This is a genomic window from Micrococcales bacterium (assembly GCA_009784895.1).
Lineage (GTDB): Bacteria > Actinomycetota > Actinomycetes > Actinomycetales > WQXJ01 > WQXJ01.
This window is the reverse complement of the sequence record WQXJ01000006.1, coordinates 20,277-41,299: the sequence shown is the minus strand read 5'-3', so window position 1 is coordinate 41,299 and position 21,023 is coordinate 20,277. Positions and strand designations below refer to the sequence as shown.

Genomic DNA, 21,023 nt, shown 5'->3' with positions numbered 1-21,023 from the left:
CATAGCGATTAGGGGGTCGGCGTGGCGGCAAAGACCGCGTCGATCACCTGTTCAGGACTAACGCCTTGGACCACCGCCTCGTAGGTCAAGCAAATCCGATGGCGCAAAACGGATTTGGCCAGGAAATGGATGTCTTCCGGCAGGACGTGGTCGCGGCCAACCAGCAAGGCTAGGGCCCGCCCAGCCTTGAGGAAGCCAATTGAGGCCCGCGGTGAGGCGCCCAGCTCGACCCAATTGGCCAGAACCGGATCGATGAACCGGCCCGGCTCACGGGTGGCCAGCACCAGGCGGGAAATGTAGTCCTTGATCGCCCTATCGACGTAGACCCGCCGGGCCAAGGCCTGCAGGTAGGCAATGTCCTGGGCGCCAAAAGCCGTGCGCACGGCCGCCTCGTCGCGGTAGTCGGTCGTCTCAATGCGCTCCATGATGGCGACTTCTTGCATCAGGTCGGGGTAGGTCATGACCTCTTTCAGCAAGAAGCGGTCAACCTGGGCTTCCGGCAGCTCGAAAGTGCCCTCATGTTCAATCGGGTTTTGGGTCGCCACAACCATGAACGGATCAGGCAAGGCATGGTTCTCCCCGGCGATGGTGACTTGGCGCTCCTCCATCGCCTCAAGCAGGGCAGACTGGGTTTTGGCGTTGGCCCGGTTGATCTCGTCGACCAACACAAAATTGGCTCTGACCGGACCAATCACCGTATTGAAGCTGCCTTTGGTGTAGTCGTAGATCTGGGTGCCGGCAATATCGCTCGGCATTAGATCAGCGGTGCATTGGATCCGGGCGAAGGAAGCGTCGAAAGCTGCGGCCAGAGTCTTGGCGGCCGTGGTCTTGGCCAGGCCCGGAACTGATTCGACCAGAATGTGGCCGCCGGCCACCATGGTGATCAAAAGGGACCAGCGCAGGCGTTCCTGGCCAATCACGCGGCTGGTAAAGGCGCCGGTGACCTGGTCAACCATAGCTCTAGCACGGGCGAGTTCGTCTGGTCGTGGGGCCTGCTCCATGCGCCCAAGATACCCTCCAGCCTGTTTGGCCTTCCACTGCCGGGCCGTTTGGCGGCGCTAGCATTGGGGGCGTGGAACCACGCTCGGTTGAGGGCCCGGCCGCCGGGTCCAAGTTGTCCATCGACGAAGGCCTGACCTTTGGTGACGTCCTGTTGATGCCTGGTCACAGCGATGTCATGCCCTCCGAAGTGTCAACCGACTGCTTGGTTTCGCGCAATATCTCTCTGCATGTGCCGCTGGTTTCATCAGCCATGGACACTGTCACCGAGGCCCGTATGGCCGTGGCCATGGCCCGGCACGGCGGCCTTGGCGTGATCCATCGAAACTTGCCCATCGCCGACCAAGCCGCCCAGGTTGACCGGGTCAAACGGTCAGAATCCGGTATGGTTTCCGACCCGCTAACGGTTTCGCCGCAAGCCACCTTGGACCAACTAGATGCCTTATGCGGCCAATACCGTGTTTCCGGCTTGCCGGTGCTCGATAGCGGCGGCGTGCTGGTTGGCATCATCACCAACCGTGACCTGCGCTTTGTGCCCCGGTCGGAATACACCAGCCGGACGGTGGGCTCAACTATGACGCCACAGCCACTGGTGACCGCACCAGTTGGGGTTAGCCCCGAAGCCGCTGAGGCCCTGCTGGCCAAACACCGCATCGAGAAGCTACCGATCGTCGATTCTGACGGCCGTCTCAAAGGCCTGATCACGGTCAAGGATTTCGTCAAAGCCCAGCAGTATCCCAACGCCGCCAAGGACGCAGACGGCCGGCTGCGAGTTGGCGCCGCCATGGGGTTTTTTGGCGACGCCATGGAACGGGCCCAGGCCTTGATCGAGGCCGGGGTCGATTTGCTGGTGGTGGATACCGCCCACGGCCACACTCAGGCCCTGCTTGATGTGGTCGCCCGGCTCAAGGCCGACCCGGCCACCCGCGGGGTTGACATTGTTGGCGGCAACGTTGGCACCCGGGCCGGCGCCCAGGCCCTGGTCGAAGCCGGTGCGGACGGTGTCAAAGTCGGTATTGGGCCCGGTTCGATTTGCACCACGCGGGTGGTGGCCGGCGTGGGCGTGCCCCAGTTGACGGCCATCAATGAGGCTGCCAAGGCTTGCCAGCCGGCTGGCGTGCCGGTTATCGCCGATGGCGGTGTCCAGTACTCCGGTGACATCGCCAAGGCTTTGGTCGCCGGGGCCTCGACGGTAATGCTGGGTTCGCTGCTGGGCGGCTGCGATGAATCGCCGGGCGAATTGGTGTTTGTCCGGGGCAAACAGTTCAAGCATTACCGCGGCATGGGCTCGCTCGGGGCAATGGCCTCACGCGGCCAACGGTCATATTCGAGGGACCGCTACTTCCAGGCCGATGTCGCCTCCGACGACGATTTGGTGCCTGAGGGCATCGAGGGTCAAGTGCCCTACCGCGGGCCGCTCAGTGCCGTCGCCGGCCAGCTGGTTGGTGGGCTGCACCAATCGATGTTCTACGTTGGCGCCCGTTCGATCGCCGAGCTCAAAGACAAAGGCCAATTCATCCGCATCACCGCGGCCGGTCTCAAAGAGTCTCACCCGCATGACATCGAAATGGTGGTCGAGGCTCCCAACTACCACAAGAGCCACTGACTGGCTGGCGCGCCCCCAGGGGCGCGCCGGTACTAGCTGTTGTCCTTCAGCCTTGCCCCAACCGCCTCGCCGTGGGCCGGAAGATCCTCGGCCTTGGCCAAGGCTTCAATATGAGCTGCGACTTGCTGTAGGGCGGCTTGGCTGTAGGTGACTTGTTGGACCGACTTGAGAAAGGAGGTTACACCCAGGCCACTGGCAAACCGGGCAGTGCCACCGGTTGGCAGGACGTGATTGGATCCGGCCAGGTAGTCCCCGAGCGGTACCGGGGTGTGAGCGCCCACGAAAATGGCGCCGGCCGAATGAATTCGCTCGGCCAGCTGGCTGGCGTTGGCGGTCTGGATTTCGAGGTGTTCGGCGGCATAGCGGTTGGCCGCCTCAACTGCCGCGTCCATGTCGCTGACTATGACCAAACCTGATTGCGGCCCGGTCAGGGCCTGGTTCACCCTGGCGGCGTGCTTGGTGGCCTGGCTCCTGGCCTCGGTCAACTGATCAACTTCATCGGCCAGTCTGGGACTGGTTGTGATTAGCACTGAAGCCGCCAACGGGTCGTGCTCGGCCTGGCCCACCAGGTCGGCCGCAATGTGGTCCGGGTTAGCGCTGCCATCGGCAACTATGGCGATTTCGGTGGGACCGGCCTCGGCGTCGATACCGACCACACCCAGGGCTAGGCGTTTTGCCGCAGCCACCCAGATATTGCCCGGGCCAGTGACAACATCAACCGGTTGGACCAGGCCGGCAATGCCATAGGCAAACATGGCGATGGCGCCGGCGCCACCAGCCGCCAAGACCTGGTCAACTCCGAGCATGGCGCAGGCAGCCAAGATGGTCGGATGCGGCAGTCCGCCGTGGTCCGCCTGGGCCGGGCTGGCGACCGCCAAATGGCCAACGCCAGCCTCCTGGGCTGGCACCACGTTCATAACCACCGAGCTGGGGTATACCGCCAGACCCCCAGGCACGTACAGTCCAACCCGTTCGACCGGAATCCAGCGCTGAGCCACCTTGGCCCCGTCAGCCAGCTCGACTTCCAGGTCCGGCGGGATTTGGGCTCGGTGGACCACCCTGGTGCGTTCGATGGCGACCTCGAGACCGCGCCTGACCCCCCGGTCAAGCCGATCCAGGGCTGCCTGGCAGCGCTCGGCTGAGATCTCGATCGTTGGCGGGACAACGCCGTCAAAGCGCTCAGCTTGCTCGATCAGGGCCGCCTGGCCGCGCTGCGCCACTTCTGCCATCAAGGGCCGCACTTGGTCTAGAACTGCCTCGACGTCGACTTCGGCCCGCGGCAAGGCCTGGGCCAACACCTCCGGCGTCAATCCGACCCCACGCAGATCGATTCTTCTCATCACGCCGCCCAGTCTAGGCCGCCCCACACACCCCTGTGGCGACGCACCAAAGACGCAGCCCACACCTCCATTCCCGGCCAGGTTGAGTTTTGGCATAACCAAGTTATGCCAAAACTCAACCTGGCCAGTGGGGACCTTATGCGTAGGCTCAACCTGGCGGGTGTTGGTGGAGGGCCGGGTGGCGGGTGGGGACCTTATGCGTAGGCTCAACCTGGCGGGTGTTGGTGGAGGGCCGGGTGGCAGGTTGTGCCAAGGCTCAACCTGGCGGGATTGGTGGGGACGGTGGGCCTGGGGGGTCGACCTCGGTGGCGGCCGTCGACCGGGAGAACAGCCAGCGCAGAGCCGTCGCCAGGGCTGGCGCCAACATTGCCGCGACCGGCCAAACCAGCATCACGCCGTAGGCATCAAGGCCAAGTGGAGCCCTGACCAGGTCACGTGTCGTTGGGACCGGCCCAAACGAGCCGGTCACCAACATGCCGGTGACATAGGCCAGCCCCGAACCAACCAGCGCACCCAAAAGCCACCAGGCCAGGCGGCGAACCGGCTGGACCCGGTTGGCCACGGCCGCCAGATAGAACCCAACCACCAGACCGGCCGCCAAGCCCAGGACGGCAAAGAGGCTGTCAGCGGCAGCCCTAAAGCCGACATCGTACATAGCCGCCCAAGTTGTGCCTGTCCAAAAAGCCTGCGGCTGCGGCGCCAAGTAAGCCCAAACCTGGCCCAGCACCAAACCCGCCAGGCCCTGGCTGCCCAAGGCCAGCCAGGCCGGCTTCACCCCAGGCAACGCTCCCCCAGCAGGCCTTTGAGGTCACCGAAGAGCTCGGTTGAGTATTTGACTCTGATGCCGTGATTGAGTCTGAGCACAGTGGTGCCATGGGGTCTGGTCAGGCGGAGCCAGACTTCGCTGTCGCCGGGATGGGAAGCCAGCACAAGCCGCAACTGAGCCACGATGGCTTCGTTGACCCGGTTGGCCGGAAGTGTGATCTCAACTGGCCGGGCGGTTTGACCTTCGGGGTGTAGTTTGAGCACCTCAAGCCGGCTGGCGTACAACGACAACTCCTCGTCCCGCCGGTTAACCCGTCCGGACACGCCAACCACCAGGTCTTCGGCCAAATCCCTGGCCACCTGCTTGTAGGTCTTGGGGAAGAACATCACCTGGACCGAACCATGCAGATCCTCCAGGGTGGCGGTAGCCCACATGTCACCCTTTTTGGTGGTCTTGCGGGCCAGCTGGGTCAGCAGACCGGTCACGGTCACCTCCCGGCCGTCGGGTGTGGTCTCTGGGTCTGACAGCTCCGGTGTGACATGACTGGCCGCCGCTTCAAGCCCGCCAGCCAAGCCACGCAAAGGATGGTCAGAGACGTACATGCCCAGCATGTCCCGCTCAAAACCAAGGGCCACCGACTTGTCCCACTCCGGCAAATCGGGCACTTCACAACTGAAGGCGGCCCGGTCATCAAGCCCACCGAATAGGTCGAATTGGCCGGCCGCCTCGTTCCGTTTGAGGTTGATGACCTGGTCGATGGCCTCTTCGTAGACCGTCAGCAAGGCTCGGCGGGGGTGACCAAACGAATCAAAGGCCCCGGCCTTGATCAGCGATTCGATCACCCGTTTGTTGCAGACCGTAACGGCCACTTTGTCGAGGAAATCCTGAAACGAAGTGAACTGGCCCTTGGCCCCCCTGGCTTCGACAATCGATTCGACCACCCCGGCGCCAACATTCCGCACCGCTTCGAGACCAAAACGAATGTCGGCGCCCACTGGAGTGAAAGCAGCCTGAGAGGAATTGACATCGGGCGGCAGCACCGTAATCCCCATGCGGCGACATTCAGCCAGGTAGACGGCTGATTTATCCTTGTCTCCACGGGTGGAGGTGAGCAAGGCCGCCATGTATTCGGCCGGAAAGTGGGCCTTGAGATAGGCGGTCCAGTAACTGATCAAGCCATAGGCGGCGGCATGGGCTTTGTTGAAGGCGTAGTCAGAGAAGGGCAACAAGATTGACCAAATGGTGTCAATGGCGTCTTGGGAGTAACCATGCTTGGTCATGCCTTTGGAAAACGGTCTGAACTGCCTGTCAAGTTCAGCTTTGTCTTTTTTGCCCATGGCCCGCCGCAGCGAATCAGCCTGGCCAAGGGAGAAATCAGCCAGCTTCTGGGCAATCGAAATGACATGCTCTTGATAGACAATCAAGCCATAGGTGCTGGCCAGGACGTCTTTCAGAGGCTCGGCCAACTCCGGGTGGACCGGCTTGATTGGCTGGAGACCGTTTTTGCGCAAGGCGTAGTTGGTGTGTGTATCTGTTCCCATTGGCCCTGGGCGGTAAAGCGCCTGAACGGCCGAGATGTCCTCAAAGTTGTCCGGCTTGAGTTGGCGAAGCAGCGAGCGCATGCCGCCACCATCAAGCTGGAAAACCCCTAAAGTCTCGCCGGAGGACAACAGAACATAGGTCTCTCCATCGTCAAGAGGCAGTTCTTCCAGCACCGGTGGCTGTTTGCCGTTGTGCCGGATCGCCGCCAAAGCATCATCGAGGATGGTCAAGTTGCGCAGGCCAAGAAAGTCCATTTTGACCAGGCCCAATTTTTCGCAGGCCGGGTAGTCAAACTGGGTGATGATTGTGCCGTCTTGTTCCCGCCGCAGCAGCGGAATGACGTCAAGTAGGGGCACCGAAGACATGATGACGCCGGCCGCGTGAACCCCCCATTGGCGCTTTAGCGACTCCAGGCCCTTAGCCGTTTCCAGGATTTTTTCCAGATCAGGGTCGGCGCCAACTAGTTGGCGGAACTCCTCGGCCTCTTTGTAGCGGTCATTTGATTCGTCGTAAACGGCACTGAGCGAAATGTCTTTTCCCAGCACCGGCGGCGGAAATGCTTTGGTCATTTTTTCCCCAGCGCCATAAGGGAAGCCCAGCACCCTGGCTGCGTCCTTCATAGCCTGTTTGGCCTTGATGGTGCCGTAGGTGACGATTTGGGCGACGCGGTCACTGCCGTATTTGTCGGAGACGTATTTGATGACCTCACCGCGCCGGCGCTCGTCAAAATCGATGTCGAAGTCCGGCATCGACGGGCGGTCGGGGTTCAAGAAGCGTTCGAAAATCAGCCCGTTGGCCAAAGGGTCAAGTTCGGTAATACCCATGGCGTAGGCCGCCATAGAACCAGCCCCGCTGCCCCGGCCAGGTCCCACCCGGATGCCCTGGGTTTTAGCCCAATTGACGAAATCTGCCACCACCAAGTAGTAGCCTTCGTAGCCTTTGTCGGTGATGACCTTGGTTTCGGTGGCGGCTCGCAGAGCCACCGCCCGCGGCACCTGTCCGCCGTAGCGCCAATGCAGGCCGCGTTCGACCTCTTTGATGAACCAAGAGGTTTCGGATTCGCCAGCTGGAACCTGCGCCCTGGGCATGTACTTACCCGGCGCCTCAGCGAACTTAACCTCACAGCGTTCAGCTATCGCCAAAGTGTTGTCGCAGGCCCCGGGCAGTTCGCGGAACATCTGGCGCATTTCTTCGCCAGACTTGAGGTAGTAGCCCTGGCCGCTCAGACGGAAACGGTCTGGGTTGTCCAAAGTGGTGCCGGACTGGACACATAGCAGCGCCTCATGTGAACCGGCGTCCTCGGCCTTGGTGTAGTGCAGGTCATTGGTCGCCACCAGTGGCGCCCCCAGATCACTGGCCAGGCGGATCAGGTCACCGGCCACCCGCCTTTCGAGTTCAATGCCGTGATCCATAACTTCAACAAAGAAGTTGTCTCGGCCAAAAATGTCCTGGAGTTCACCCGCCGCCCGGAGGGCTTCGGAGTATTGGCCTAGGCGTAAACGGGTTTGGATTTCCCCTGAGGGGCAGCCGCTCAAAGCGATCAGCCCCTCACCGTAGCGGGAGAACAACTCCCTATCGGCTCGAGGCTTGTACAACATGCCCTCAATCGAGGCCAGTGAAGCCAAGCGGAAGAGGTTGTGCATACCGGCAGTCGAACGGGCCAACAAGGTTAGGTGAGTGTAGGAACCACCTTGCGACACGTCATCGGCCTTGTCCTCCGGCCCGCCCCATAAGACCCGGGTCCTATCCTGGCGGGCCGTGCCGGGCGTGACATAAGCCTCAAGGCCAATAATCGGTTTGATGTCCCGCGCCTTGGCTTTCGACCAGAACTCATAGGCCCCGAAAACAAAACCATGATCAGTTGTGGCAATGGCCGTTTGCCCCAGGTCAACCGCCCTATCTAGCAGATCATCGATCCTGGCGGCACCGTCCAGCATGGAGTATTCGGTGTGCACGTGAAGGTGGACAAAACCTGAAGCTGACCCCCCGCGTGACACAGCCACCCAGTCTAAATGGGCCCCGCCTGCGAGCTGTTCAAGACTCGCGCAACAGAGCCAAGGTGGCTTCCAGGTCCTTCGGGTATTGGGCTTCGAGCCGCACTGGCAGGCCGGTGACCGGATGGGAAAAACGCAGGCCAACGGCGTGCAGCCACTGCCGTTCTAGGCCCAAGCGAGCAGCTAGAGCGCTTTGGCCGCCGTAGAAAGGGTCACCCAGCAGCGGGTGACCTATGGCTGATAAATGCACTCGGATTTGGTGGGTCCGCCCCGTCTCCAGGCCAACTCGCAGTAGCGAGGCCCCGGCGAAGGCCTCGATCAGCTCGTAATGTGTGACGGCCGGTTTGCCGCCAGCCACCACGGCGAACTTGAAAGCCCCCGGAACCCGGCCAATTGGCGCGTCGATGGTGCCGATGAGGTCGTGTGGCAGGCCTTGGACCACTCCGTGGTAGTCCTTTTCGACCTGGCGGTGGCGGAACATTTGTTTCAGCACCGAATAGGCCACCTCGGATTTGGCCACCATCATCAGCCCTGAGGTGCCGACGTCTAAGCGTTGGACCACACCGTGCCGTTCTGGTGGGCCGGAGGCTGCCACTTTGTGGCCGGAAGCCTCCAGCGAACCGATCACCGTGGGCCCGTCCCAGCCCGGACCTTTATGCGCCGCTACTCCGACTGGTTTGTCGACCACCACCAGGTCATCGTCCTCGTAGACCACAGCCAAGTCGACCACAGGCGCCGGGCGGGTGTCCTGGTCGCCCAATTCGACTCGCAGCCACTGGCCGGCCTCTAACCGAGCCGATTTGGCCACCACCTCGCCCTCGACTTCGATTAGGCCCTGTGCCGCCATTTCGACCACTTTGGTCCGGCTCAGACCGGTTAGCCGCGCCACCGCCGCGTCCAGGCGCATTCCGGCCAGTGACTCTGGCACCGGCAATTCGCGGATCAAACCTCTGCCTCGTCCTGACCAGGCAGTTGGAAGAGCACCTCAATCTGCTCCTCGACCTCGTCATTGTCCTGATGCGCCAGGCCCTCGCCGGCCCCTTGGGACACCTCAGCCCCGCTGGGCGGCGGGTCTGGCTGATCAATTGCTTGGCCCGCCTGGGCCTGGCCCGGCAAGTCGAAAAGCACCTCGGCTGACTCATCGGCCTCTTCGGCGGGCAACTCGTGGGGCAGGTCCTTGGGTTCTCCGGCCGCATGTTTGGGCGGCCTGAGCATAATGTCGGGTGGATCGTCTTGTTCGTATCTCCCAGCTGACTTGGCAACGGCCCGTCGCCCGATGCCGGAAGGGCCGGCTTTAGGGGCCGCCTTCGGTTTGGCCGGGGTTTCCCCGGCCATGGGGATACCGCGAATCGCACCGATCATAATCAGAACCATGGCTGCCACGATGGCGATATCGGCCACGTTGCCAATGAACCAGTCACCGTAGGCGATGAAGTCAACCACATGGCCGCGGCCAAAGGCCGGCGGGCGAAACAGCCGGTCGGTCAGGTTCCCCAGGGCGCCGGCCAGCAGCAGTCCCAGGACTATGGCCCAAGCGCGCGAGCGGACCCGGCGGGCGTAAAGGATGATGCCGACTGAGACCGTCGCCGCCAGCACGGTGAAGACCACCGTGAAGGACGAACCAATTGACAGCGCCGCCCCGGGGTTTTGGCTTAGGCGCAGCACCAGCCAGTTGCCCAGCAGATTGACATGGCGGTTCGAAACCGCCTCCAGGGCCCAAGCCTTGGAGTATTGGTCGATTACGTAGACCAGGCCAGCCACCACCACTAGGAAGGACCAGGCCGGTAAGGGAGCCTTTGACCGCGCGCGTCGGTTCACTCGCAGCAGCCTACAGCCAGCCGCGGTCTAAAGGCGCCGCAGCCGCCACTATCTTTGGGCGATCAGATCCGGTCGCTGCTGGGCTGGCCGCGACCGTCGACATCGGCCAGCAGGTTCTCCAGGTAGGTCCGCAGCCGGGTCCGGTAGTCGCGCTCAAAGATGCGCAGTTCATCGATCTTGCGCTCCAGCACAGCCCGGTCTTGCTCCAACTGCGCCAGCGTCCTGGCCGAGCTTTCCTCAGCCTCGCGCATGATCGTGGCGGCCTTCATCTTGGCTTCTGACAAGATCTGGTCGCCCTCTTCTTGACCGGCCCGGACATATTCATCATGCAGCTTTTGGGCCAAGGCCAACATGCCGGTGGCTGATTCAGAATCAGACTCGCGCCCCTGGAATGGAGCCGGTACCGGCGGTGGTGGCGGGGCGGGGGCCGGCGGTGGTGGCGGGGCCGGGGCCGGTTCGGGTGGCGGGGCGGGGGCCGGTTCGGGTGGCGGTGGTGGCGGGGCCACTGGCGGCGGCAGGGTTCCGGGATTTGCCGAAGCGCCGTCGCGCTCAAGCTCGGCCACACGTGCCTCGGCCGCGGCCAATTTGGCCTTTAGCTCTTCGTTTTCGGCCGCCAATTCGCGCATTGAGACGGCGACCTCGTCCAGGAAGTCATCAACCTCGACCTGGTCATAACCCTCACGAAATTTGGTGGGCTGAAACTTCTTCAGGACAACATCATCTGCTGTCAGTTGCGCCATTTTTGGTTCCTTAAGTATCGGAGCCCCGCCAGGGGCTTTGACTTAGGTCTATACGCTAGCCGATTCTACGGCCAATGTGCGTTATGCCTGGCCGTCGGTGTCACCCTGAGGCCATTATCGCGCCCAGGTAGGCCACGAAAGCCACGGCGAACACCACGACGATGAAACCTAGATCCAGGGCAATCGCGCCGAGTCTGAGAGGCGGCATGAACCGACGCACCAACTTGATTGGGGGATCAGTCATAACGAAGACAATTTCAGCCGCGCCGGCCGCGATTCCCCTTGGCCGCCAGCCTCGCGCAAACGAGATCACCAGATCTATCACCATGCGGCATACCAGCAACAACAGGTAAATCTGGGCACTGGCAAGCACTATTACGCCGGCCAGATGCAATGCGGCTACTCGCTGTCGAAATCGCGCCGCGGTGCGGCCTCGACCTGGGAGATTTCGACTGAGGCCGGCGTCAGCAAGAACACTCGCTGAGTGATTCGCTCTAGCCTGCCTCTCAGGGCATAGGTCATTCCGCCGGCAAAGTCGACTAGCCGTTGAGCGTCAACTTCGCCAACCACATCGGTCAGGTTCATGATCACCGGAACGCCTTCGCGATACGGCGTGCCAACGGTCTTGGCTTCGTTGTAACCGCGTGGGCGCGCTGTCACGATTCGGTGCATCGCGTCACTCTCAGCCATTGGAGCTTCATAGCCTCCGACGCCACGACTGATTGGGGTGACGTCAGCCAGCTGTTCGCTGCCTTCGTAGTAGTCGACGTACTCGTCTGATTCGGCCGGCGCCAAGCCAAGCCGCCTCATTGCGTTGCGCATCGAACCAGCCATTATTTCTCTCCTATTCAGGGCGGGGAAGTTGCCCAACGCCAACCTAAAGCGCCAAGGGCGCTCTTAGGCGGCAATTTCTCCGGCGTGTTGTCACTTGGCCACATGGCGATGAAGCCGCATTGACGCCCGGCCGCCGTTCCTTGGCGCCTATAACTGAAGTAACCGGCACTGCAAATAGTGCATTTGCCACTACGCCAAATCTGGCTGATTTGACCGCTAGCCCGCAATTGCCGTTCAACCGCGGCAGCCAATTCGAGCGAAGGAGTGCCCTGCCGGGTGCGAGAGACAATCTCCCCGGCGGCCCTAAACCGTCCAGCCAATTCGGCCGAAACTTCGTAGCATTGCCCACAGGCAGCCGGTCCAATGGCGGCCTCAATCGCCCCAACCCCCTTGGCCCGCAGTTGCGCCACCACTTGCGGCACGATCCGCCCAAGAACACCGCGCCAACCAGCGTGAACGGCAGCCACCACGGGGAGAGGGGCAGTTGGGGCGGCCAGCAAGACCGGAACGCAATCGGCCGTTTTGACCACTAACGCCACACCTTGGCGCTGCGTCGCCAACCCATCGCCAGTCCCGGCATCGCTCACGGCTTGGGCTGGCCTGCCTTCGACCCAAATCAAATCGCTGCCGTGGACTTGGCGTGCCACCACCACTGGGCAGCCGGCCCGCGTCGCCAGGGCAGCTAAAGCCCCAGGTGCGGCCAGGTCTAACTCGGCGCCGGTGAACCCGGCTAGGACGGAGGTCAATCCTTTAGGAAATCAGGCACGTCCAGATCTGAAGGGCCAGCCTTGGTCTGATGCCGGCGCTTGAGCTGGTCAAAGACCGGTGCCAAGGGCACCGGCGCGGTCGGCATGGCGCCTGTCGCTTCGGCCTTATCCTGACCATTGGCTTCGTCTTCGCCCGGGGGTGGAGCCTTCTCAGCGAGACTCGACGGCGCCACCGACGCCGCCGGCGTGGCTAGACCAGGCAGCGCTGCGACCGGTGGCGTGGCGCCTTGATTGGCCGCTGCCGGCGTGCTTAAGCCGCCGGCCGGCCGGTCGGTTTGGTCTTCGGCTGGTTTGTCTCCAGTGGAGTCTTCCGGTTTATCGGCAGATTTGGCTTCGTCGCTGCTTGGTGTGTCCGCCTCGGCGGCGGGTTTTTCCAGCGGCGGTAGCTTGGCATCGGAACGGTCAAAGCCGGCCGCAATGACGGTGACACGAACCTCATCAGCCAAGGCGTCATCGATGATTTGGCCGTAAATGATGTTGGCTGATTTGTTGGCAGCCTCCTCGACCAGCGTGGCGGCCTGGGCCACCTCAGCCAGCGTCACATCCGAGCCACCTTGGATGCACAGCAAAACGCCGTGAGCGCCATCAATCGAAGCCTCTAGTAGTGGCGAAGAAATGGCGATCTCGGCCGCCTTGAGCATGCGGTCTTCACCACGGGCCGCGCCAATGCCCATCAGGGCTGAACCGGCGCCCTTCATGACGGCTTCGACATCGGCAAAGTCGACGTTGATCAAACCTGGTGTGGTGATCAGGTCGGTTATGCCCTGCACGCCGGAGAGCAAGACCTGGTCGGCGTGCCGGAAGGCTTCAAGGATCGAGATGCCAGGATCCGAAATCTGCATCAAGCGTTCGTTGGGGATGACAATCAGGGTGTCGACTTCGCCGCGCAGGTTTTCGATGCCGTCATCGGCTTGTTCGGCCCGGCGCCGGCCTTCAAAGGCAAATGGCCTTGTCACCACGCCCACGGTCAGGGCGTCAAGTTCACGCGCGATTCGAGCCACCACCGGCGCGCCGCCCGTACCGGTGCCGCCGCCTTCGCCGGCGGCGACAAAGACCATGTCAGAGCCCTCTAGGACCTCGCGGATATCTTCGGAGTGGTCCTCGGCTGCCCGGCGTCCCACCTCTGGGTCGGCGCCAGCGCCCAACCCTCGGGTCAACTCGCGGCCAACGTCCAGCTTGACATCAGCGTCCGACATCAACAGGGCTTGGGCGTCGGTGTTCACCGCAATGAATTCGACTCCCTTCAGCCCGGCCTCAATCATGCGGTTGACGGCGTTAACGCCACCGCCGCCTACGCCGACAACCTTTATCACGGCAAGGTAATTGTGGGGTGCCGCCACGGCTCTGCCTCCCAATGTTGCAGGGATATGGATCTTCGCCTCGACGCTAGGCCAGGTCGGCTCCAAGCTCAATGACCTGGGCCGCGTGTCGCTTGGCTCGGTTGACCCAGCGGATTCGCTGGCCCTACGCCACCTGGCCGCCCTCCCCTCCCGCCAGGTTGAGCCTTGGCTAAGTCTGCCAAAGCTCAACCTGGCGGCTGAGGGGCGGGTTGGCAAAGGCTATTTGGTGACGGGGTGGGCCGGTGCGGTGACGTCGATCCACTTGGCACCGTCCTTGAGTAAAAGCTCAACCGCGGCGGCTTTGAGCCCAGCTTCAGAATTGTCACCCCAAACCACTGTGACGTCGCCAAAAACCAATTCGACGCCGTCTTGGGTGGTGGCCCCGACTTGGGTCAGCTGGGCGGCTAGCTCGGGTGGCAGGGAGACCACCACACCCAGAACCGAACGCAAAGTCCGGCCGGAGCCCTCCTCAAGCGGCACGGTCACTAGGGGCAAACCTTCGGGTGGCTGGTCCACCCGTTCGAGTTGGACCGCATCAACATCAAGCAAAACGTACTGGTCGCCGTCTTTGACCGCAGCGGCGGCCACTCTGGGCACCAGTTTCACCGTCAGCCCAGTGGGCCAGGACTTGGAAACGGTGGCTTGTTTGACCGCCGGCAGAGCTTCGAGCTGGGCCGCCAGGTGGTTAGTGTTCAAACGGATTAGGGGCACGCCCACCGAGGCTTGCAGAACCTCAGCCACTTCATCAGCCTTAACTGCCCCACCGAGGCCTTCGATTTTGATATCGCCTTGCCGCACCGCCGCCACCGGGCTGGCCACCAACAACACCACGATCACGGCCGGAATACCCAGGGCCAGGGCCCAGCGCCCAAAGCGGGCCCAAGTGGCTCGCCGGGCGGCTTTGGCGCGTTTGACAAAGGCCGGGTGGGTCTGAGGCTCGGCCGGTGGCTGGGCCCGTTTTTTGGCCGGTTGCTTGGCTGGCTTTGACCGGATCGGCTGTGGCGCCTGGGGGCCCGTCTTGACCAGCGGGCCGGCCTGGCGGACCACCTGCGGCATGGCCGGGCGGCCGGCCGGGGGCTCGGCGGCCGGCGGCCGGCCCAGTCCCAGCCAGCTGGCTAGGCGGCTCATTGGGCCGCCTGACCGAATCGCTCCTCCAAGGCCTTGGTGATGGCGCCGTCAAGCTGGGTGACATCGCCCGCCCCCATGGTCATGATCAGATCCCCGGCCCCAGCCGCCGCCGCTACGGCCAGGGCAGCGGCTTGACGATCCGGCTCAAAACTTGCTTTGCTGCCATCCATCAAGTCGGTGATGGTGGCACCAGAAACACCTGCTACCGGATCCTCCCGCGCACCGTAGACGTCTAGCACCCAGACCTGGTCCGCCAGGTCCAGGGCCTGGGCAAATTCGCTGGCGAAGGCAACTGTGCGGGAGTACAGATGAGGCTGGAAAACCACCAGCAGGCGGCCGTCGCCCCCTTCACGGGCGGCGGCCAAGGTGACTTTGACCTCAGTTGGGTGGTGGGCATAGTCGTCAAAAAGGCGAACTGAACCGACCTGGGCTTTGAGTTCAAAGCGCCGGCCGGTGCCAGCAAAGTCTTCAATTCCGCGCAGCGCCGTGGCCGGTTCGGCTCCCAGCAGGACCGCACTGATCAGGGCGGCCGCCGCGTTGGATTTCATATGCCAACCCGGAACCGGCACGTTTACCGTCAAATCCAGTTGGGCCTCGCCAAGCAGACCGGACAGGGCCAGTTCCCTACCTGGCAGGTCCGTCAACCGGATCTGGGCCTTGGCCGCCGCGCCGTAAGTGACAACCGCCGTTGAGTGTCGTTTGGCCCAGCTGGCCAGCTGTTTGGCACCCGGGTCGTCAACACCAATGACGGCGGTTTCGACCTGGCTGATGAATTCTTGGAAGGCTGTCATAACGGCTTTGGCGTTGCCGTAATGGTCCAGGTGATCAGCCTCGACGTTGGTTACCACGGCCACTTTGGGCCGGTAGTTCAAAAACGAACCGTCTGATTCGTCGGCTTCGATCACCATAATGTCGCCAGCACCCAGGCCCGCCCCGGTGCCCCGGCCCAACACCTCGGCGCCGATGGCGAAACTGGGGTCTAAGCCGGCGCTGGCTAGAGCCATGGCGGCCATGGCCGAGGTGGTGGTCTTGCCATGGGTGCCGGCCACCGCCAGCAAGCGCCGGCCGGCCGCCAGCTCGGCTAGAGCCTCTGAACGGTGCCAAACCTCCAGACCCTTGTCACGCCCCAGCTTCAGCTCCGGGTTATCTGGCTTGATGGCGCTGGACACAATCAGCGTGGTGACCTGGTCCAAGTGGTCTGGGCTGTGACCAACCGATGTGGCCAGGCCCAGCGAAGCCAAATGTCGCAGCAGCTCAGAGTCGACCCCATCGCAACCGCTGACCTTCCAGCCGCTGGCCAGACCCAGTTCTGCCACCGCCGCCATACCGACCCCACCGGCACCCATCAGGTGGAAGTCACGCTCGCGCCGGCCGCCGCTAACACTAACCTCGACCAAGTTGACCAGGAGTTCAGCCCCGTGGCGCAGCGCCACAGAATCCGCCGCCCGCGACATTTCCGCCAGCCGGCTGTCGTCAACCAGCAAGGGCAGCAAGTTCTCGCCCGCCCATTTGGGGAAGGCGGCATCTGTCACCAGTACCGCCCCACCAGCCTCAACCAGATCAGCCGCATTGTGACGCTGCTCGCCGTTGCCAATTGGCAAAGGCACCAACACTGAGGGCAAGGCGGCACAGGCCAGTTCACAAACTGATCCGGCCCCGGCCCGGCTAACCGCCAAATCGGCCGCCGCCATGGCCAGGTCCATCCGGTTGCAGTATTCGTAGGTGTGGTAGTGCTCGGCCTGGTCAACCCCGGCCAGGGCCTCATGGATACCGGCCGCCTTTCCCCTGCCGGTGGTGTGAATCACTTGCACCCCAGCTGCTAGCAGCGACTCTGCCAGGTCGGTCATGGCCTGGTTGAGATGGGCCGCACCGAGCGAGCCGCCGGCCACCAGCAACGTCAGCCGGTCGGGCGCCAAACCCAGCTCGGCCCGGGCCGCCGCCTGATCCTTGGCCCGGTTCAAACCGGCCAACTCCGGCCGCATCGGCATTCCGGTGAGGTGGACGCGCGGCAGGCGGGTCGCCCGGAAAGTGGTGGCGACCTGCGCCGCGAACCGAGCCCCAAGCTGGTTGGCCAGTCCGGGCCGGGCGTTGGCCTCGTGGATGACCACCGGGATCTCTAGTCGCCTGGCCGCCAGGTAGGCCGGAGTGGCGACGTAACCGCCAAAGCCGACTACGGCATCGGGCTCAAACTGCTCTAGCAGGCCCCTGGCCTGGGCCACGGCCCGGCGGAAACGGGCCGGGAAACGCAAGGCTTGGCCACTGACCGAGCGGGGAAAAGGCACTTTGGGTATACAGACCAGCTCCAGCCCGGCCGCCGGCACCAGATCAACCTCCAGGCCCTCTTCGGTGCCAAGCACCAACAGCTCGCAATCCGGTTGGCGCCGGCGCAGCTCGCCAGCCGTGGCCAGCAGCGGATTGACGTGACCGGCGGTGCCGCCACCAGCCAGGACAACCTTCACGCCTTGACCCGCTTTGGCCCGGAACGGCTCGGGACCGTGGGCCCTGAGACGGCGGCCACCCCGGCTGTGGCCAAAGCTCGGCGGGACTTCGGGGCGATGGCGTGGGCCACCTCCCGGTTACCTCGCATTAGACCAACCACCACACCTATCGCCGCCAAACAACTCACCAGCGATGACCCTCCCACGGAGACGAACGGCAAGGGTACGCCAATGACCGGCAGCACCTGGACCACCATACCGACGTTGACTAGGGCCTGACCCATGATCCAGCAGCCAACGGTGCCAATGGTGATCTGAGCAAACCGGTCGGGGTGCAGCCGCACCACCCGGAACAAACCCACTCCTAGCAGGCCAAATAGCACCAGTACGGTGACGGCTCCGAGCCAACCCAGTTCTTCGCCAATGATGGCGAAAACGAAATCGGATTCGGCTTGGGACAGGTACCACTTGGCCCGCGAAGCTCCTAGGCCTTGACCGAGCAACCCGCCCTGGGCCAGGGAGTATTTGGCCTGAGAGACCTGCCAGCATTGGCCCAGCCTTTCGGCCTCGGTGCAGGCCCCTGGGTCAAGCATGGTGGCGAAACGGGCCCGGCGATGGCTTGACAGCATCACCACCGGCACCGCCAACGAACCCATCACTAGAATGACCGTGGCCAGCTTCGACCAAGGCACGCCGGCCAAGATCAAGGCGCCAAGCACCAGAATGCCGATCACCGCCGCCGTGCCGGCATCGCCACCGGCCAAGACCAGGCCCAAGGTCAGCGCCACCACCACCAGCACCGGCACAATCAGGTCGACCCAGGAACCTAAAGTCGGGGCTTTCATAGCCAACACCGACCCCAACCACAAGGCCAAAGCCAATTTGACGAACTCCGCCGGTTGGACCGTTCGCCCGCCAATCGTCAGCCAGTTCTGGTTGCCGCCTCGCATTTCACCGATCAGCAAAACCAGACCCAGCAGCACCAGGGTCACAATCATGGCCGCCCAGCCGACCCGGCGCAGCCACGGCGGCGGCAAGTGGGCGAAGGCCAGGCCCGCCCCAACGCCAATGGCGGCGTAAACAGCCTGATACAGGCCCTGCAGGTAGGGCGACATATCGTTCGCCAGGGCCGTTACGGTCTGGGCTGAAACAGTCATGACCAAGCCCAGGCCAACTAGCGCGGCGACCGAGAACAAAATCATGTAGTAGGCCGTGATCAGGGCTCGCCGGTTTTCCATCAGCCCGCTCCCGCCGCCAGTGCCTCGACGGCCTGAACGAAGGCCCGGCCCCGGGTTTCGTAAGAGTAGAACTGGTCTTTTGAGGCACAGCCAGGCGCTAACAAGACGACATCGCCGGCTTTGGCCACCTGGGCTGCCAGCTGCACCGCCTGATCCATCACCGATCCAGTTTGCTGCCCCGACACTGCCCAACGGGGCAGGCCGGGCGCGTGTCGGTCAAGCGCCTGGTCTAGTTCGCGGTGGTCCAGCCCAATCAGAATGACGGCCTTGAGTTTGGCGCCGCACCTGGCCACCAGCTCTTCGAAACGGGCCCCTTTGGCCTGGCCCCCGGCGATCCAGACGACTTGGCCGTCGCCAAAACAGTCCAGCGCGGTGGCAGCGGCCAGGGCGTTGGTGGCCTTCGAGTCGTTGACGTAAACGACACCACCTAGCTTCGCCACTTCCTCGATGCGGTGGGCGCCTGGGCCTATCTGTCTAAGGCCTTGGGCCAGGCTTCTTGGCCCGATGCCGGCCGCTAGCCCCAGCGCGGCCGCCGCCAAAGCATTGGCTTGGGTGTGGGCGGGCAGCTGGCCGGTGGGACCGGCCAGCTGGGCTAAATCAGCCGGAGCGGCCAGTTCTTGGCCCTGGCTAAAGGCCCTGTCCAGGAGAAAACCGTCAACCAGCCCGAGTTGACCTTGGCTGGGCTGCGCCAAAGTAAAGCCTGCCTTTAGAACCGATGGACCGGCATCGGCCGCCGCCGCCAACCGGCAGGAGTCGGGATCGTCGAGGTTGAAAACCCGGGCCTTGGTCACGCCGCGGTAAACGCGGGCCTTGGCCGCGCCGTAGGCCTGGTAGCTGCCATGCCAGTCGATATGGTCTGGCGCCAAGTTCAAAATGACGGCGGCGGTGGCTTGCATCGAGTAGGTGAAGTGGAGTTGAAAAGATGACAGCTCGACCGCGAAATCGCTGATAGTTGGGTCGGCTACGGCCGTAACTAGGGCGTTACCAACGTTGCCTGCGGCCACTGCGCGCCGGCCGGCGGCCTGGAGCATGGCGGCCAGCATGGTCACTGTGGTGGTTTTGCCGTTGGTGCCGGTCACGGCCAGCCAATTGGCCTGCCGGTTGGCCCGGGTGCGCCAAGCCAATTCGACCTCCGAAATTACCGGCAGCCCGGCGGCCTGGGCCTTGGCCAAAAGCGGCGTCCTTGGTGGCCAGCCGGGTGAGGCCACCACCAGGTCAATTTTCTCAAGGTCAAGCTGGTCGGATTTGATGGCGCCAGGTTCGGTGTCATCTACCCCTGTGACCTGCGCGCCTAGTTCGGTCAAACGCGCCTGGGCGGCCTGGCCGGAGGTACCAAGCCCGGCCACGGCGACCCGGCGCTGGGCCCAAGACTCAGCTGGCGTCATCCGCCCGAACCTACCAACCAGCGGCTGTAGAACAGCGCCACACCGCTAGCCACAAATAACACCGATATCAGCCAGAAGCGAATCACAATAGTGACCTCACCCCAGCCGGACAGCTCAAAGTGGTGGTGCAGCGGCGCCATCTTGAAAACTCGCCGACCGGTCAGCTTGAACGAGCCAATCTGAATAATGTCGCTCAGCACCACCAGCACTAACAGCCCACCGATGAGCGCGGCCAGGATTTCGGTGCGCGTGATGATGGACATGCCGGCGTAGGCCCCACCCAAGGCCAGCGAGCCGGTATCGCCCATGAAGATCCGGGCCGGCGAGGCGTTCCACCACAAGAAACCGAGGCAGGCGCCGGCCAAGGCGGCGGTGATCACGGCCGCGTCGAGCGGGTCGCGGACTGTGTAGCAATACTCGCCAACGCCGCCGGCCGTGGGGCAAGCGTGGCGCCAGGCCCAAAACGAGATGACAATGTAGGCGCCAAAAATCATGGTGCAGATTCCGGCGGCCAAGCCGTCCAGGCCGTCGGTCAGATTGACAGCGTTAGTCCAGGCCGTGATGAGGAAGTTGGCCCAAATGACAAAAGCCACCAGGCCAATAATGGGGCCCCAGGCAGCCAAAGTCACCGACGTGTCACGCAGGAAAGAGATACCCTTCGAACCGGGCGTCCAGCCACGCGAATCAGGCAGCTTGATGGCCAAAACAGCAAACGAGACGCCAATGACGCCTTGGCCAATGAACTTCCAGGTTGGTCTTAGACCCAAGGAACGTTCGCGCCGGATCTTGGTGAAGTCGTCGAGGAAACCAATCAACCCCATGCCAACCATCAGGTACAACACCAACAAACCCGAGGCGCTGGGGCCGTGGCCTACCAGCAGATCCGAGCCAAGGTAACCAACTGTGGCGGCGATGATCATGACGATCCCGCCCATTGTTGGGGTGCCACGTTTGGTGTGATGCCCGGCCGGCCCATCTTGCCGGATGAACTGACCGTATTGTTTTTTGATGAGGAACTTGATCAGAACTGGCGTGCCGAACAGGGCAATAGCCAAGCCCAAGGCGCCGGCCACGATGATATTGACCAT

General features: G+C 63.1%; 17 protein-coding genes. 1 reads left to right on the top strand and 16 read right to left on the bottom strand.

Going from position 1 to position 21,023, the window contains the following annotated elements:
- Nucleotides 1-8: 8 nt before the first annotated feature.
- Nucleotides 9-1,001: an AAA family ATPase gene (locus FWD29_02095; protein ID MCL2802736.1), complete on the bottom strand. Its 993-nt coding sequence runs from the start codon at nt 999-1,001 to the stop codon at nt 9-11.
- 155 nt (nt 1,002-1,156) lie between these two features.
- On the opposite strand from FWD29_02095, the gene guaB reads away from it, so the two are divergent.
- Nucleotides 1,157-2,605, top strand: a complete 1,449-nt coding sequence (gene guaB, locus FWD29_02090; protein MCL2802735.1) for an IMP dehydrogenase — start codon at nt 1,157-1,159, stop codon at nt 2,603-2,605.
- Between the two features lie 32 nt (nt 2,606-2,637).
- On the opposite strand, the gene hisD is transcribed toward guaB, so the two are convergent.
- The 15 genes from hisD to mraY all read right to left on the bottom strand — a co-directional run bounded on the left by hisD (nt 2,638) and on the right by mraY (nt 21,023).
- Complete coding sequence (gene hisD, locus FWD29_02085) at nt 2,638-3,948, bottom strand: histidinol dehydrogenase (protein ID MCL2802734.1); 1,311 nt, start codon at nt 3,946-3,948, stop codon at nt 2,638-2,640.
- A gap of 253 nt (nt 3,949-4,201) precedes the next feature.
- Nucleotides 4,202-4,720 (bottom strand): hypothetical protein, encoded by a 519-nt coding sequence (locus FWD29_02080; protein MCL2802733.1) that lies wholly within the window; start codon nt 4,718-4,720, stop codon nt 4,202-4,204.
- Nucleotides 4,717-8,190, bottom strand: a complete 3,474-nt coding sequence (dnaE, locus tag FWD29_02075; GenBank protein MCL2802732.1) for a DNA polymerase III subunit alpha — start codon at nt 8,188-8,190, stop codon at nt 4,717-4,719. The genes FWD29_02080 and dnaE overlap by 4 nt, the downstream gene beginning before the upstream one ends.
- Before the next feature lie 97 nt (nt 8,191-8,287).
- A complete protein-coding gene (locus FWD29_02070) occupies nt 8,288-9,154 on the bottom strand; it encodes an RluA family pseudouridine synthase (protein ID MCL2802731.1) in 867 nt (288 codons plus the stop codon).
- 35 nt (nt 9,155-9,189) lie between these two features.
- Nucleotides 9,190-10,065 (bottom strand): signal peptidase II, encoded by an 876-nt coding sequence (locus FWD29_02065; GenBank protein MCL2802730.1) that lies wholly within the window; start codon nt 10,063-10,065, stop codon nt 9,190-9,192.
- 62 nt (nt 10,066-10,127) lie between these two features.
- Nucleotides 10,128-10,805, bottom strand: a complete 678-nt coding sequence (locus FWD29_02060) for a DivIVA domain-containing protein (protein MCL2802729.1) — start codon at nt 10,803-10,805, stop codon at nt 10,128-10,130.
- 100 nt (nt 10,806-10,905) lie between these two features.
- Nucleotides 10,906-11,199, bottom strand: coding sequence for a YggT family protein (locus FWD29_02055; protein MCL2802728.1), 294 nt, complete (start codon nt 11,197-11,199; stop codon nt 10,906-10,908).
- Nucleotides 11,200-11,204: 5 nt separating this feature from the next.
- Nucleotides 11,205-11,639: a cell division protein SepF gene (locus FWD29_02050; protein ID MCL2802727.1), complete on the bottom strand. Its 435-nt coding sequence runs from the start codon at nt 11,637-11,639 to the stop codon at nt 11,205-11,207.
- Nucleotides 11,640-11,653: 14 nt separating this feature from the next.
- Nucleotides 11,654-12,385 carry a polyphenol oxidase family protein gene (locus tag FWD29_02045; GenBank protein ID MCL2802726.1) on the bottom strand — a complete coding sequence of 244 codons (732 nt, stop codon included), beginning with the start codon at nt 12,383-12,385 and terminating at the stop codon, nt 11,654-11,656.
- On the bottom strand, nt 12,382-13,746 hold the full coding sequence (ftsZ, locus tag FWD29_02040; protein MCL2802725.1) for a cell division protein FtsZ: 1,365 nt from the start codon (nt 13,744-13,746) through the stop codon (nt 12,382-12,384). The genes FWD29_02045 and ftsZ overlap by 4 nt, the downstream gene beginning before the upstream one ends.
- A 219-nt stretch (nt 13,747-13,965) precedes the next feature.
- Nucleotides 13,966-14,874, bottom strand: a complete 909-nt coding sequence (locus FWD29_02035) for an FtsQ-type POTRA domain-containing protein (GenBank protein ID MCL2802724.1) — start codon at nt 14,872-14,874, stop codon at nt 13,966-13,968.
- Nucleotides 14,871-17,333: a UDP-N-acetylmuramate--L-alanine ligase gene (murC, locus tag FWD29_02030; GenBank protein MCL2802723.1), complete on the bottom strand. Its 2,463-nt coding sequence runs from the start codon at nt 17,331-17,333 to the stop codon at nt 14,871-14,873. Before murC ends, FWD29_02035 begins: the two co-directional genes overlap by 4 nt.
- Entirely contained in the window at nt 17,330-18,550 is a 1,221-nt protein-coding gene (locus tag FWD29_02025) for an FtsW/RodA/SpoVE family cell cycle protein (protein ID MCL2802722.1), read from the bottom strand. The genes murC and FWD29_02025 overlap by 4 nt, the downstream gene beginning before the upstream one ends.
- Nucleotides 18,550-19,935: a UDP-N-acetylmuramoyl-L-alanine--D-glutamate ligase gene (gene murD, locus FWD29_02020; protein MCL2802721.1), complete on the bottom strand. Its 1,386-nt coding sequence runs from the start codon at nt 19,933-19,935 to the stop codon at nt 18,550-18,552. The genes FWD29_02025 and murD overlap by 1 nt, the downstream gene beginning before the upstream one ends.
- Nucleotides 19,932-21,023 (bottom strand): phospho-N-acetylmuramoyl-pentapeptide-transferase, encoded by a 1,092-nt coding sequence (gene mraY, locus FWD29_02015; GenBank protein ID MCL2802720.1) that lies wholly within the window; start codon nt 21,021-21,023, stop codon nt 19,932-19,934. The genes murD and mraY overlap by 4 nt, the downstream gene beginning before the upstream one ends.

Excerpts from the sequence above, each read along its gene's own strand:
- FWD29_02095 (MCL2802736.1), bottom strand. The coding sequence starts at position 1,001 with ATGGAGCAGGCCCCACGACCAGACGAACTCGCCCGTGCTAGAGCTATG.
- murD (MCL2802721.1), bottom strand. The coding sequence starts at position 19,935 with ATGACGCCAGCTGAGTCTTGGGCCCAGCGCCGGGTCGCCGTGGCCGGG.
- FWD29_02060 (MCL2802729.1), bottom strand. The coding sequence starts at position 10,805 with ATGGCGCAACTGACAGCAGATGATGTTGTCCTGAAGAAGTTTCAGCCC.
- mraY (MCL2802720.1), bottom strand. The coding sequence starts at position 21,023 with ATGGTCAATATCATCGTGGCCGGCGCCTTGGGCTTGGCTATTGCCCTG.
- FWD29_02070 (MCL2802731.1), bottom strand. The coding sequence starts at position 9,154 with ATGCGCCTGGACGCGGCGGTGGCGCGGCTAACCGGTCTGAGCCGGACC.
- FWD29_02025 (MCL2802722.1), bottom strand. The coding sequence starts at position 18,550 with ATGGAAAACCGGCGAGCCCTGATCACGGCCTACTACATGATTTTGTTC.
- FWD29_02035 (MCL2802724.1), bottom strand. The coding sequence starts at position 14,874 with ATGAGCCGCCTAGCCAGCTGGCTGGGACTGGGCCGGCCGCCGGCCGCC.
- dnaE (MCL2802732.1), bottom strand. The coding sequence starts at position 8,190 with ATGCTGGACGGTGCCGCCAGGATCGATGATCTGCTAGATAGGGCGGTT.
- FWD29_02050 (MCL2802727.1), bottom strand. The coding sequence starts at position 11,639 with ATGGCTGGTTCGATGCGCAACGCAATGAGGCGGCTTGGCTTGGCGCCG.
- guaB (MCL2802735.1), top strand. The coding sequence starts at position 1,157 with ATGCCTGGTCACAGCGATGTCATGCCCTCCGAAGTGTCAACCGACTGC.